Source organism: Priestia sp. KCTC 13724, assembly GCF_056820425.1.
This window is the reverse complement of the sequence record NZ_JBXDLD010000171.1, coordinates 13831-28220: the sequence shown is the minus strand read 5'-3', so window position 1 is coordinate 28220 and position 14390 is coordinate 13831. Positions and strand designations below refer to the sequence as shown.

17 protein-coding genes are annotated in these 14390 nt (G+C 36.3%); 2 read left to right on the top strand and 15 right to left on the bottom strand.

The genetic code is table 11. From position 1 onward, the window contains the following. Positions 1-27: 27 nt before the first annotated feature. Positions 28-411 (bottom strand): Spx/MgsR family RNA polymerase-binding regulatory protein, encoded by a 384-nt coding sequence (locus AC1UFB_RS19335; protein WP_482589765.1) that lies wholly within the window; start codon positions 409-411, stop codon positions 28-30. A gap of 279 nt (positions 412-690) precedes the next feature. Here AC1UFB_RS19335 and AC1UFB_RS19330 point away from each other — a divergent pair, with 279 nt between their 5' ends. Then, positions 691-930 (top strand): DUF2626 domain-containing protein, encoded by a 240-nt coding sequence (locus tag AC1UFB_RS19330; protein ID WP_025911561.1) that lies wholly within the window; start codon positions 691-693, stop codon positions 928-930. Positions 931-972: 42 nt separating this feature from the next. On the opposite strand, the gene AC1UFB_RS19325 is transcribed toward AC1UFB_RS19330, so the two are convergent. Then, entirely contained in the window at positions 973-1605 is a 633-nt protein-coding gene (locus AC1UFB_RS19325; protein ID WP_100346823.1) for an MBL fold metallo-hydrolase, read from the bottom strand. 196 nt (positions 1606-1801) lie between these two features. Here AC1UFB_RS19325 and AC1UFB_RS19320 point away from each other — a divergent pair, with 196 nt between their 5' ends. Further along, positions 1802-1975, top strand: coding sequence for a DUF2759 domain-containing protein (locus AC1UFB_RS19320; RefSeq protein ID WP_025911564.1), 174 nt, complete (start codon positions 1802-1804; stop codon positions 1973-1975). 56 nt (positions 1976-2031) lie between these two features. On the opposite strand, the gene AC1UFB_RS19315 is transcribed toward AC1UFB_RS19320, so the two are convergent. From AC1UFB_RS19315 to AC1UFB_RS19255, 13 genes are all read right to left on the bottom strand, one after another. After that, entirely contained in the window at positions 2032-2937 is a 906-nt protein-coding gene (locus AC1UFB_RS19315; protein WP_025911565.1) for a M14 family metallopeptidase, read from the bottom strand. A gap of 104 nt (positions 2938-3041) precedes the next feature. Continuing rightward, positions 3042-3197, bottom strand: a complete 156-nt coding sequence (locus AC1UFB_RS19310) for a hypothetical protein (RefSeq protein WP_482589762.1) — start codon at positions 3195-3197, stop codon at positions 3042-3044. A gap of 122 nt (positions 3198-3319) precedes the next feature. Continuing rightward, on the bottom strand, positions 3320-5224 hold the full coding sequence (locus tag AC1UFB_RS19305) for an LTA synthase family protein (RefSeq protein WP_025911566.1): 1905 nt from the start codon (positions 5222-5224) through the stop codon (positions 3320-3322). Between the two features lie 289 nt (positions 5225-5513). Continuing rightward, positions 5514-6479 (bottom strand): ROK family glucokinase, encoded by a 966-nt coding sequence (locus tag AC1UFB_RS19300; protein ID WP_025911568.1) that lies wholly within the window; start codon positions 6477-6479, stop codon positions 5514-5516. A gap of 8 nt (positions 6480-6487) precedes the next feature. Beyond that, positions 6488-6688, bottom strand: coding sequence for a YqgQ family protein (locus AC1UFB_RS19295; protein ID WP_025911569.1), 201 nt, complete (start codon positions 6686-6688; stop codon positions 6488-6490). A 116-nt stretch (positions 6689-6804) separates the two neighbouring features. Then, positions 6805-8325 carry a rhomboid family intramembrane serine protease gene (locus AC1UFB_RS19290; RefSeq protein ID WP_482589760.1) on the bottom strand — a complete coding sequence of 507 codons (1521 nt, stop codon included), beginning with the start codon at positions 8323-8325 and terminating at the stop codon, positions 6805-6807. A gap of 129 nt (positions 8326-8454) precedes the next feature. Further along, positions 8455-8631 (bottom strand): hypothetical protein, encoded by a 177-nt coding sequence (locus AC1UFB_RS19285; protein WP_167556106.1) that lies wholly within the window; start codon positions 8629-8631, stop codon positions 8455-8457. 45 nt (positions 8632-8676) lie between these two features. Then, the gene (locus AC1UFB_RS19280) at positions 8677-9480 is read right to left on the bottom strand and encodes a DUF92 domain-containing protein (RefSeq protein ID WP_326046393.1); all 804 of its coding nucleotides are present in this window, start codon (positions 9478-9480) and stop codon (positions 8677-8679) included. Further along, positions 9467-10039, bottom strand: a complete 573-nt coding sequence (locus AC1UFB_RS19275) for a 5-formyltetrahydrofolate cyclo-ligase (protein WP_061785789.1) — start codon at positions 10037-10039, stop codon at positions 9467-9469. The genes AC1UFB_RS19280 and AC1UFB_RS19275 overlap by 14 nt, the downstream gene beginning before the upstream one ends. 60 nt (positions 10040-10099) lie before the next feature. Continuing rightward, positions 10100-10249, bottom strand: coding sequence for a 50S ribosomal protein L33 (gene rpmG / locus AC1UFB_RS19270; RefSeq protein ID WP_013059189.1), 150 nt, complete (start codon positions 10247-10249; stop codon positions 10100-10102). A 186-nt stretch (positions 10250-10435) separates the two neighbouring features. Beyond that, positions 10436-11542, bottom strand: coding sequence for a nucleotidyltransferase family protein (locus AC1UFB_RS19265; protein ID WP_025911575.1), 1107 nt, complete (start codon positions 11540-11542; stop codon positions 10436-10438). Continuing rightward, positions 11539-13803 carry a glycosyltransferase gene (locus tag AC1UFB_RS19260; protein ID WP_061785790.1) on the bottom strand — a complete coding sequence of 755 codons (2265 nt, stop codon included), beginning with the start codon at positions 13801-13803 and terminating at the stop codon, positions 11539-11541. The genes AC1UFB_RS19265 and AC1UFB_RS19260 overlap by 4 nt, the downstream gene beginning before the upstream one ends. Further along, positions 13796-14290, bottom strand: a complete 495-nt coding sequence (locus AC1UFB_RS19255; protein WP_482589756.1) for a DUF4912 domain-containing protein — start codon at positions 14288-14290, stop codon at positions 13796-13798. The genes AC1UFB_RS19260 and AC1UFB_RS19255 overlap by 8 nt, the downstream gene beginning before the upstream one ends. Between the last annotated feature and the right edge of the window lie 100 nt (positions 14291-14390).

Sequence of the window (14390 nt, the reverse complement as noted above, 5' to 3'; positions counted from 1 at the left end):
CTTATCCATCTACCATAACAACTCTCATCATCCCACCATTGATGAAACCTTTTTTTGCTTTTTTACGAGGTTTTTTAACGCGGATTCATTGTATCCTACTACAAGCTTTTTACCATCTGTTAAAATGGGTCTTCTAAGAAGTCTTGGTTGCTCCATTAACAAATGAACGACTTCCGAAATCGTCATGCTTTCTACATCGACATCTAAATTTTTATATTCTTGACTCCGCTTAGCTAAAATTTCATCAATACCTTTAGTTGTCATTGATAATAATTCAAGCATCTCTTCATAAGTAGGAGTTTCGCGAAAGAGGTGGCGCTGATTGAAATTAACTTCTTGCTTTACAAGCCATTTTTTCGTCTTACGACAAGATGTACAACTTGGATACGTATAAAACATAACTGATTCCATTTTATATCCTCCTGTAAGGTCGTTTAATCAATTTATACACATAGTACATGTTTTGTATAACTATTGTACACTATTTTGTTTTATTTTTATGCTTTTTTTCAAAAAGATTCGCTGAACAAAAAAGATAACGTTTTCATCAAACAATAAATGTACTATAATGGAAAAGAATTACTTATCTTTCTACACAATTTCAACAAGCATGCTTAGATTATATTTACAATTGGATAAATTGTACTTTATAATTAATAATTGACAAGTGGGATAAAGGAGGCAACAAACATGGAACGTATGTACCGTGTAATGGGGTTTTGGACAGGGATCTTTGCAGTCATGTTTTACCTTGGACATATGCCACAAACATCCTTGCTCTTTTTAGCTCAAACAGGTTTTTTTGTCTTACTAAGCTATTTAAAACTATCAGAACGTATGTACATCTATGTGTTTGGTGCTTATTTAACAGTATTCTTTGTAGGGTTTACTTACTGGAGTACATTTATGATGACGCCAGGCGGACAATAATGATAAAAAAGAAGCAGCGATGGATTCATCGCTGCTTCTTTTTTAAAATCCATTTAAAAACGGATTGTGATCCATTTCCTGACCAATTGTTGTTTCTCCACCATGCCCAGATAAAACTAACGTTTCTTCAGGCAGTACCAAAAGCTTTGTATGAATGCTCTTCAGCAACTGTTCATGATTTCCATCATGTAAATCGGTACGCCCAACACTTCCTTCAAACAGTGCATCTCCTGAAATAACTAACTCTGCTTCTTTAAAGTAAAGAGATACGCTCCCTGGCGAGTGACCTGGCGTTTCATATAATTCAAACGAAAATGACCCAATTGTTGTGCTGCCCTCTCCGGCAAACAGCGTCACATCAGATTGAACAGTTACTTCTCCTAGACCAAAAAAAGTGGAACCATTTACTGCTGGGTCTTTTAACCAAGATTTTTCTTTTTTATGAACATATATAGGGATAGAGAAATGTGATGCTACTTCATCCACTCCACCAATATGATCAAAGTGCGCATGAGTTAATACCACTGCTTGTGGTTTATATTGTTGCTTATGTATGAGTTGAATAAGTTTTTTTCCTTCGCCGCCTGGGTCAACAATTAAGCATTCTTTGTCATCATTCACAAGTAAATAACAGTTTGTTTGTATAGGTCCTAATGGTACGCGATGATATTTCATCAGCAGCGCCTCCTTATCTTTCTCAGTTCATTGTCTCTATGCTTTATCATACACATAAATCTAGGGAAATGAAAACCCTAGAACATTGTTTTGCTAATTTTCCACCTCGACAAATCATTAGAAAAGTTTTACAATAAAGAAGTTAGAAGTATGTTAGCGCTTTACTTTCAATCCTTACAAATAAGGAGGTTGTTTCATGGGACTAATGATTATATTAGGCTTAACAACATTATTAGGTATTTTTGCCGCTATTTCATCTTTGCGCAATAAAAACTTCCTTGGAGTAGGCTTTGCTGTGGCAACGTTTGCTGTATTTGGTTGGTTTACGGTTATGACTATTTTACATCATGGATATCCAGCAGCTCATTAACGAATGAGTATAAATAAAAGCGCCTCTTTGATAGGCGCTTTTATTACGATTATATTTTATTTACATGCAAGGATATTCATTGCATTAGCAAGAATTGATTCTGTTTTTGGATATAAAATGTGAAACTGCGATAAAGGAATTGGGTTAATTCCTTTACCAAGTTCAAGCGTGAAGCCTAACTTTCCAGTTTCAAGAATGAACCAATCCTTATACCCCGCGTGACTATCAATTGTTCTCACTGCTCGGTATCCGCTCACTTTCTCAAAATACTCCGCCATCTCTTTCGCTTCCATTGGCTCTTTGTTCATATATCCCCAGTAAAACTCTTCACCTTGGGTATGCAGCGCAATTACACAGTCAAATTGATATCGTTTTGCAACCTGAACCATCGCTTTAGCCTCAGGTTCAGATAAAGGAGCATAGCCAGGGAAATCTCGAAAGTGTGGTGACTTTGGAATTTTACGTTCTCTTTCAATCTCCCAATATGCAGGGAATTGATTATTTAAATCCACCCCTCTAATGTTTGCTTTCCACCCCTGAAAATCATTAACCTCCCTTCCTATATAAGGAATAAACGCTGAGTACGCCTCATGTGCATTAATTCCATCTATAACTAAGTTAACACCGTCTGGATTTACAATTGGTACAATAGACAAAGTAATATTTTCATATAAAAGCTGAGCATCAATTCCAGCAACGCGTTCTCCTCGATAAATGGCTCGTAAATACGTTTCTAGAAATTTCATTAGTGCGTTTGTTGTAATCCACTCGTTCGCATGAAATGAAGCATTTATATGTACAACATGGCTTCCATGACCAATGAGTAGATGTGGAATCTGTTTTCCAAGTACGCTTCTTCCAATACTTTCAATCCTTCCATAAGGGTACTTAGAAATTAATCGATAGAGGTCAGTTATCGTTCGCTCATAGTTATAAGGAATACATTCATTCACAATGGTCATCATATCACGCTCCTCTTTATTATCTATATGTTAAAACTATGATAGAGAATGAACAAAAAAAGAGTTTGGGACATAACAAAATGATTGCTTCTAAAAGACGAACACTAGCTGTTCCCATCTCTTTGATTTGTCTCAACACGTTCGTTCCATTGCGCTACGGCCACTCGCTTTCCGCGGGGAGGAACCTGAGCTTCCTCGCTGCGCTGCGGGATCTCCGTTTTCCTCTCTTTCCCGCAGGAGTCGAGTGTCCTACGCTCCATTCCACTCTGTTTCCAACATTGTTTTCACAATCAACAAAAAACCTGAACGATTAAAAGTTATGAACTCTCAATCGTTCAGGTATAGTAAGGACTGAACTACTTATGTCTCAGTCTCTTTTTTCTTATTTCTTATCAGTTTCTTCTTGCTTTTTATCTGGACGATAAGTTGTTCCATCATAGAAACGTAGAAGATCTCCATATACAATCTGGTCGGAGTAATCTAACTCTTGCTTTGCTTTTTCCATATAAGGTTCACAGTTACTTCTATCTGTTTCCTGCTCAGTAGACTTATCGTAACATTTATCACTAGTATACACGTACTTATCTGTAATAAAACTTCCGTCACGAAGGACAGTAAAGTCTAACTTATCCTCTGAAAACATATCTGTTCCAAATTGAACGTGATTATCCGTAGTTATACCTAATAAGTGTAAAATAGTTGGTTTTAAATCAACTTGGCCTGAAACTTTTGAGATTGTTTTATTATCAGTTTCTCCAGGAATATGAATCGCCATAGGCACTCGCTGTAGCTGTGTCCATACATAAGGCGTTACTTCTTTTCCTAGATATTTTTCCATTGCTGCGTTATGGTTTTGTGAAATACCATAGTGGTCACCATATACAACGATAATTGAATCCTCATACAATCCTTCGTCTTTTAACTTTTGAATAAATTGTTTAAACGCTTCATCTTGATAACGTAATGTTGGGAAGTAGCGATTTAACGTGCGACTGTTTGAATCATACTCATCAACCATTCGATCTTCTTCATCTAGCTCAAATGGGAAGTGGTTTGTTAACGTAATGAATTTTGAATAAAAAGGCTGTGGTAATGTTTTCATGTGTTCCACAGATTGTTCAAAGAATTCTTTGTCCTTTAAGCCCCATCCTACAGAATTTTCATCTGTTACGTTGTAATCATTAATATTAAAGAATCGATCGTAACCAAAGTTAGGGTATACAATATCTCGGTTCCAGAAGCTACTGTTATTTGCGTGGAAAACAGCAGAATAGTAACCTTCTTCTTTTAATATTTCAGGCGTTGCATTAAATTCATTAGTTCCATGCGTAAAGAATACCGATCCACGCCCTAGTGGGTACAGTGAATTGTCTAATAAGAACTCACTATCAGCAGTCTTTCCTTGTCCTGTTTGGTGATAGAAATTATCAAAGTAATAGCTCTCTTCAATAAAGTCATTCAAAAACGGCGTAACTTCTTCACCGTTTATCGTATTATTTACAACAAAACTTTGAGTAGACTCTAGTGAAACAACAATTACGTTTTTCCCTTTTGCTTTTCCAAACATATCAGGGTTTGGCTCTTTTTGATTTGCTTTTAAATAATTTTCTGTTTCAACAAATTCGCTACTATCAGCAAATGCTCGTTGGGCTTTTGTCTTTGACTGCAGTACAATATCGTAAATATGATAGTTGTACGTACCGATATTTTTCACCAGCATTTCACGATCAAATGCACGAGTTAATAGTTCTGGACGTTCTGTTTCAGCTAAAGCCAAGTTTGAAATAAATACGGCCACCACTGCAATATAAAAAGCAAACCTTGTTTTACGAGTAGTCGGCTCGTCTACTTTATTGTTTGCTTTAAATAAAGAAGCAAGGACTGCTAGGAAAATTACGTCTACGAACATTAAAACATCCGTCAATTTAAACAACTCAAACGCACTATTTCCTAAGTCTCCCATGTTACTTGTTTGAAAAAGAACGGGTAACGTTAAGAAATCATTAAAGAAACGATAGAACATTACGTTTGCAAATAAAATAAAGGAAACTATGAAACTAGTAGTTAAAACGTAAGCCTTAGCTCCTTTACGTGTTTTAAAGAATAAACCTGCCCCTAGAATAAGCAATAAAAAGCTCAGTGGGTTTATAAACAATAGAAACTCTTGTGTCGAATTCTCAATTGTAATATCAAACTGTGTTTTATAAACAATATATGTTTTTATCCAAAGCAAAACGACAGCAGTAAGAATAAACGACAACTTTGACAATGAAATTTTGTCTTTCATCAAGGACCTCCTTATCCACTGTTTTCAGACACCGTAAATGTCATATAACGACCCTAATCTTAATGTTTTTTTTACAAAAAAGCAAATAATTTATAACATATTACCTTTATAATTGAAATGTTATAATCAGATTAGATACTTCTCTTTTTCTACGTTTTTTCTTCTAAAAAGTTTCAAAAAACATAATTAAGATAATTTACCAAAGAGATAAGATAATCCTTCTTTTATTTTACATAAAAAAGAGAGTGGTAGAACCGTCTACCATTCTCTTTTTTTAGTTTACGCCTATTTATACATATGTTTTAACTAACCATGCCCCACCAATAATTCCTGCATCATTACCAAGTGTAGCAATTGCCAACTCTGCTCCTTCAGCTACTCTTGGGAACGCAAACTTTTTAAAGTAAGACTTCACTGGATCGAGCAACACATCTCCTGCACGTGATACACCGCCTCCAAGGACAATTTTCTCGGGGTTCAATGCGTTAGCCGAATTTGCAAGTGCTAGTCCTAAATGAAACGCCACTTTGTCAACCACTTCTCCAGCTAATTCATCGTTTGCACGGGCAGCATCAAAAACGTCTTTAGCAGTAATTTGATCATGCTCATCTAGAAGTGTACGAAGGGTGCTTGACTTATCCGTATTCACCACTGCTTCCATCGCTAATCGAACAACACCTGTTGCAGAAGCAATTGTTTCTAAACAGCCTGTTTTCCCACAGTTACATGGCGCTCCACCCTCAGGCACCGATGTAATATGTCCAATTTCACCAGCCGCACCGTTTACTCCTTGAACGATTTCACCGTTTGCAATAACCCCTCCTCCTACACCTGTTCCAAGCGTTACGCATAGTAAATCTTTCGCTCCGTCTCCTGCACCTTTCCACATTTCACCAATTGCCGCAATGTTTGCATCATTGTCCACTACTACAGGCAAAGAAGTTTCCACTTCTAGAATATCTTTAATAGGGAATTTTTCCCACCCTAAGTTAACTGCTACTTCAATCGAACCGTTTGCAAAATTCACTGGACCTGGAGCACCGATACCAATCCCCATAAGTTTCGACTTGCTTTCTCCTAAGTTCACGACTTCTTTGTCGATTGCTTTTGCAATATCCGTTGGGATTTTTCGCCCTTGTTCGCTAATATCCGTTGGAATTTCCCATTTATGAATCACTTCTCCGTATTGATTAACAAAAGCCATCTTAATTGTTGTACCGCCTAAGTCAACACCAACTAACCATTTATCATCCATTTTTTTACTCATCCTTTTTCCTTTTGTTTTTGTAATTCTTGTCTAAGCAATAAAATTGCCATTTGATAATCTTGTGTTTCAATCAACTTTGATTGATATAGCTCTCGTATCTCTGTTTCCATTAACTCTATATCAGCTTGACGATTACCAATATATATAACAATTCCAAACGATTTTAAAAGTTGTTGCACATCGTATAACGTGTTCATCTCTTCACCTGCATATAGTCATAAAATAATGAGACCATTTAATCCTATCTAGTTTATTTTAGTAAACGTTCTCACAATAGTAAAGCAGAAAATCTTAAGTACTCTGTCTATTTTTATCAATTTAATTTCCGTTGTAAATCTTGATATTCTTTGTTAGCTGGTTCTATTTCTAATGCCTTTTCTACGTTTTCCTTCGCTTCATCCACATGGTTTAACTCTGCATTCAATAGAGCTAAGTAGTAGTAGCCTTCATGAAAGTTAGAGTCTAACCTCACAGATTCTTTTAGCTCTTGTTCCGCTCGTTCATATTCTTTTAGTTCAGTGTAAGCATATCCTCTTAAATAGTAAATCAATGCATTGTTTGTATCCCGTTCTACAAAGCTATCTAACGATTTAATTGCTACTTCATATTTTTTTTGTTTAATATACTCGCTTGCTAAGCTGAGAGCGTAGGGCTCGTCTGCTGTTGTTGTTCGAATAGAAAAACCATAGTATAACAAGCCCAGTACGAGCAATACGGTTGATACAAATGCTGGTATCTGTACGTATAACTTTGGTTTTTTCGGCAAACTAACAATGCTGGCAGCTAAGAATCCACCAACAAGCCCACCGATATGTCCTGCATTATCAATTCCTGGTACTACTAAACCAAAGATAAGGTTAATGACGATAAGAGCTAACACATTATAACCAATTGTCCGAAAGAAGACTCTTGGATTTGTACGTGCTAAAAAAAGTAGCGCACCAAAGCAGCCAAATATTGCGCCTGAAGCTCCTGCTGATAAGTTTGAAGTCCATACAAAGCTTCCTAAAACGCCTGCAAAGCCTGCTGCTGTATAGATGAACAAAAAGCGTGCGCTACCATACATTCTTTCTACTAACGTTCCTAAATAATAAAGAGCTAAGCTGTTCATTAATAGATGAAAAACACCAATATGTATAATGATTGGCGTAAAGAAACGCCACCACTCTCCCTCTAAAATAAGAGGATTGTACTTTGCACCATACTCAATGAGAGTTAACGGATCTTCGCTACTTCCTTTCCACTCTAAAAATAGAAACATTAAAATTTGAGCAACAAGAAAAATGTATGTAAAGAAAGGCTTTCCATATTGAAACAACCTCTCTTCTTCTTTACGCTCTGTATTCATCTGACTTAACACTTCATAGCGTATTTGATGAGCTTGATGAAGAAATTGTTCTTCTGAATACCCTTCAACATTTGGTACTGCTAAGTCTAAATGTGAAAATAGCGACTCTATTTCATAAACTTGCTCTCCCACATACCTTTCTAATTTCACCTTCACCTTTTTTAACTGAAGATCTTTTTGCTCTCTTCCATCGTATTGCAAAGGTTCAAAATCTATTATGTATATATTATGAAAGATTATTCTACGCTGAAACCGTTGCTTTCGTAGTCCCTCAGCACGCTCGAACGCTAGCACTTGATCTTTTTGAAGATCGTTCTCCCAGCTAAAGCTTTTACGCGCCACTCGAAACGTTGTTTTTTCACCGTGTACTTTACAATCAAACCACACTTCTGTTCCATCACGATTCGTATGTATAATCGAACATTCTTTATTATGTTGTACTGCATGAACCAAGGACCAATAATAATAATCTTGCATGGCTGACATCCATTATGCACCCCCTATTATTTTCTCTTTATTACCATCGCAAAAAACCCTTAAAAAATCAATCTTTTCTCTGCATAATAAAAGCACTTTATAAGTGGACTTATAAAGTGCTTTTATTATGCGTTGCATTTAGCGAAACACTTGATTCATTAAACGCTCCCGCACGTAAGGCATATTAAAAAATGAACGAACTGCTAAGCTACGTAAAAACGAATTACGAAAAAACACGTTAACTAAACGATATCTTATTTGATATACAACATAACCGATTAAAAGTACACTAAGCCATCCTATAAAACGTTTCATTTCGCTAAACCTCCTTACGATTTAGCATGCACAGTTTAACCTACTTTATCCCGTGGCTTTACATAAGATAAAAAAAATCCCTCCAAGAATTGTAGCAAACATAACGGATAACAAGTTAACAGCGTCATTATTGCAGTAATTCCATCCCTTTTCATAAAGAGTTGGAATCCCACAGTGCTGTTCTTTTTCAGTTTGCAAAAAACAGACCGAACAGCGGTATCTTAGCTGAATTGTCGCTCCTAAAAACGTATCAATAAGGTTTCCTAAAAAGCCAAGCATACTAATAAATAAGCACTCTATAATTGATAACTCGGGAAAAGCATAGAAAGCAGTAGCTGCAATAATCAAAGATCCACCGATACCCGCTGCTGTTCCAAGTATCGAAATGGCTCCTGACGTTCCTGGATCTACCTGTTTAAAGGTTAAAATAAAGACTGGTTTTTTTTTACTTAATACGCCAATTTCAGAAGCCCACGTATCGGCATTAGCCGCTGCTAAACTAACGGCAAACATCATTAGAAAGACGTGAGATTCAAAGCTAAAGAATAAAAGAGCACTCAGCGCTGCAACCCCACCATTTGCAGCTACCTGTATATGATCACGCTGATCATGCTTAGCTACTTTTTCTTCCACTAGTTTCTTTTTGACTTTTTTATATTGACTAAAAAACGTAGATGTTCCAAAAAACATCCCTAACAGTAATAGACCTTTTAATTCAAAACCAATATAAATGCTAATACCAACAGCAGCAGCCATAATGGCACCTGACCTTGACAAAACACGAAGTACATATCCTATAAAGGATACAAAACAAATGATTACATAAATAAGAAAACTATTTATGAGCACAATGTATAATCTCCTCATCTGTAATAATAGCGTCCACCGGGATATCATGGGATTCAACCGGTACACGTTGTACGATTTGTTCATGAAAAGCCAAGCTTACCTTCATTTGTTCATAATCGACGAGAAAGCGATCATAATAGCCTCCTCCATATCCAATTCGATAACCATTTGAACTAAATACGACACCTGGTACAAGAATGAGATCAATTTCACTCTTTTTAATAAGCTCTGTTTGTAATTCAATGGGTTCCTGCAAATTAAAATATACAACTTCTAGCTGAGAGAAAGATGTAATTTTCCGAAAAATCATTTCATTTTGCTCGGAAATGCACTTTGGAACAGCGATAGTTTTTCCTTGAGACCAAGCTGTTTCAATTAGTCGTTTTGTATCTACTTCTTGTCCTCTAGAAATGGTTATTGCAATTACATCAGCATCTTTCCACCAGGTAGTATCTAAGAGCCGCTTTGTAATCAACATGGATTTTGCATTGTATGTACCTGCTGTCGATAAGCTCAATAACGTCTGCTTCATTTTACGTCGCATGTCCGCTTTATTCATCTTTCCACTCCTCACACTGATATTTATATAAAAAAAACAGCAGGAATATTCTCCTACTGCTTACTTAGTTTCACGGTGAAGTGTTACTTTTTTAAGTCTTGGGCTATATTTTTTCAACTCAAGACGATCTGGGTTGTTACGCTTATTTTTAGTTGTGATGTAGTTACGATCACCAGTTTCAGTACAAGCTAATGTAACGTTTACGCGCATCTATTTTCCCTCCAAACATTATAAACATAAATCAGACTTTACTATAATATCATTTTTTACTTCGGAATGCCAGTCTGTTTTTCTAACTAACACAGTTAATTTTTGATTATATTATTTCTTTTCATCTCTAATACAAGGTAAAGCGAGTATTTTTCAACTAATAAATTCCTTATAAAGATTATTTTTCTAAAATTCTTTCTTTTGTTTTTGCACTCTAAGTGAAAATTGATTCATAAACTTTGCGATACTAAAAAGAGGCTTAGTCTTCACATCAAACACACGCGCGACGGCTCCGCTTTCGGCTTTATCGTTTAAAAGAACACTTTCTCTTTCAAGAATCATCCCGTGTTCCAACGCAACATCATATAAAAAGCAGTTCTTTTTTACAATAACATCATTCATCAAAACACTTTTTCGAATTGTTGCGTTACTATTAATGTGACTGTTTTTCCCGATAACAGCCCACGGACCAATTGTACATCCCGATCTGATTTGTACCTCTTCTCCAATATAAACAGGAGGAATGACCTTCACATCCTCTGCAATAACAGCAGTGTCTGAAATATGGTTCAAACTATTAGAACCAAACAATTTTTCATATAAATCATAATGTGCCTGCCTATAATGATGAAGCTGCCCGATATCAATCCAATAGTTTGCGGTTGTATAATGATAGACTTTACGATTATTCTTTAACAGTGCGGGAATAACATCAAAGCTAAAGTCAACTGCTCCTTCACGGCTAATACTGTTTAAAATTGATTTATGAATTACATAAATACCAGTATTAATTAAGTTTCCAGTTGCTTCGTATTGCTTTGGCTTTTCAATAAAACGCGTGACCTCATTTTTGTCATTTGCAGATACGAGTCCGTAATGTGTAACATCTGGCACAAGCTTCGTCACAATTGTCATTTCACTTTGATGTTGACGATGAAACGCAATGACGTTAGCTAGATTTAAATCCGTTACAGCATCGCCACTAATGATGATGCATTCTTCTTCAATAAACCAATCTGCTTTTTTGACTCCCCCCGCTGTTCCAAGAGGCATCTCTTCAATAAAATAAGTAATTGAGACCCCCCACTTCTTTCCATCTCCAAAGTAATTCATAATCTGTTCGGGTAGATACTGTAGCGTAATGCCAATTTCATTAATTCCATACTTTTTTAAGAGTTCAACTATATATTCGATAACAGGATATTCATAGAGTGGAAGCATCGGTTTTGGAACGTCGTTTGTTAACGGCTGTAAACGCGTTCCTCTACCACCAGCAAGTATAATGGCTTTCAACGCTTTTCCTTCCTCCTTTTACTCTGTTTGATTTGATCTTGAAACAATGCGCTTGTATCCAGTGCAATTTGTTCCCAACTAAACATCGTAGTTGCCTCAACATACCCTTTTTCACTAATTTCTTGAATCAGTTGTGAATCTGTGATCACAGTGAAAACGCAATGAATTAACTCTTCGACAACCCCAGGTTTGAACGTAAGTCCGGTTACCCTATGATTAACGATATCTTTTAAACCACCCGTTTCAGAAACAATTGTAGGTTTTTTCGCTACCATTCCTTCTAATGCTACAATACCAAATGGTTCATAAAGACTTGGGAAGATTACTCCGGTACTTAAGTGTAGCAAGCAGTTTCGTTCTTCATCCGTAATATAGCCAATAAATTTAATATACTGATCTAGGTTTCGATTTTTAATTTGTTGTTGAAACTCATGCAAGAGGGGCCCTTTACCCGCAATAATGAACTGAATATCAATATCTACCTGTTTAAAGTATTCTGCAGCTTGAATTAAAAGCTGAAAGCCTTTTTCATAAACAATGCGACCAATTGAAAAGAAGATAGGTGCATTTCGCAGCTTAAACTTTCCTTTGACCGCTACTTCTTTTGAACGATTAACGACACGAGCAACCATGTGCTGATCAATGCCGTTTGGAAAAATTGAAATGCGCTCTGGCTCTATATTAAACAATTCCATTATTTCTTTTTTCATATAGGTACTGCATACAATAATGGCTGTGGACTCATGAACAAGCTCTTCTTCACGCTGGTGAATTCTTTGCTGCATTTCATTATGAATGCCATTATTCCGTCCATGCTCTGTTGCATGTATTGTTGTAATGAGCGGTTTTTTCACATGGCTAGCGATACCCTGTGCTGCTGTACCAACCAACCAATCATGAGCATGAATTACTTGAAACGGCGTAGCTGCTGCTAAACGAATACCTTCTAATGCCATCGCTACATTTAAACTATTTACCCACGTAAGAAAGTCAGCATGATGAGGTTGCAAACTTTTTACTCGATAGACATGAACACCATACATACATTCATACAAAGGTAGCCCTTCTACAAATGCGGTAATAACGACCACATAGTGGCCAGATTTCGCCAAAGCTCTGGATAAATCAAAAACATGTCGAGCTAACCCTCCGATAACAAGGGGTGGATATTCCCAAGCTAGCATTAAAATCGACATATTTCCCGGTAAATATAAAGAGATATCTTTCTTGGTCTCTTTATAAGCAATCCCGCATTCTTTCACCACATCGGGAACCCATTGTAAATATTCATTCTTCATTACTTTTTGTTCTTCAACATGACATAACTGGTTAAATAATTTTAACTGCCGGTTATAGTCATCTTTGGAGTGAATTAACCACTCGCTAGACGCCAAGATAATCCATGTATGCGCTAATTCTTTTTTCCTCTCAAGTTTATGCAGTTTATTATTAACCTTGCTTAACTTTACTTCTGTCTGCTGCATAGTCTTATAAAACCAGCTGTTTTCCTCTGTGATTGGTTGATTATATCTAGATGACTCATGCTTAGGTGAAATCTTCACTAATTTCTGTTGATTGTTTATATCTTTTACACATTGATATAGTAGCTTTCCATCCTTTAAACTTCGTAAACCTGTGTCACTTTTTGAAATGACAGGTAATAGCGCGTCATGCTTAAGAAGGAATATACCGCTTGATGAAGTATACAGATTGACTCCGTAGTCGTGCTGTACCTCAATACAACTATATTCAACGTTATGCGCTTTCAATAACTTATCAAGTTCATACGTATAATCTCCATTTGGCAAGTAAAACCCTTTAGGCCTTTGCCCCAGGTATTTATTAAATAGCTCAATTGCAAGGCTAATCTGTAAATGGTATCCTTTAGATGTTTTTAATAGGGATGGACACCTCGTAGTTATAGGTATTGCTATACACTCTATAATTTGTTCATCCTGATAATACTTTAACGCGTCAAGCAATCTTCCATCCCACTGCTTCAGAGTATCAACAAATTGACCTTGACGTTGTATGAAGTGATTAAATCGTTGATTAAAGCCATTATGATCCAAAATTCCTAAAATTAAAGAAGAGAGAATAATTGAAGCACCTTTTAAGCCATTATTTTGAATGTAATGTACAAGCGGGAGATACTTTCTAACTAAATGCTCAAATAATGCTTTTTCATTCGCTTCACTCCAATGAACCATGTCATAGACTGGGTCTTCCATATTAATTATTAGGCAATTAAAGTCATTCATCACTTTGATTCACCTTGTTCCACTCATTTGTATAATAAGAATACGTGCTAAAGCAGTCATCATGAACATAATCCGTTTGCGGTGCATTTTCACTCCAGGACCACTTCGTTTGATCCAATTGCTTAGGTTCTATACTTGTTCCCAGCTGAACTCTACTTGAACGTATCAGTGCAAAAAAATGGTGTTCGTATACGCCCACATCTACAACATATGTACAGTTCGTATCCATATCTTTTAAGAATGCTTCTGTCTGATTGCTGCACACCTCTAAAAGCGTATGACGCTTTGATTGATGCCCATCAAATGTGACGCTAAGACCGGTTACATCATAAATACACAGAGCAAATGACAGATCATTCCATTTCTTTTGATACATCTTTTCCACCATTTCCTGAATAGCGTCAGAAAAAGACCAATGTACATACAAAGCTGAAGCGTTTACTCGATTTACAACGCATACATCCAATTCATTTACTTTTGTCTTCAAAGCCTCACCACTTTACTTAAGATATACTTATTGTCATATTACCACTAAGAAAAAACTGTAACAATAAACACAATTTGTCGATTTATGGTATCATAGATTG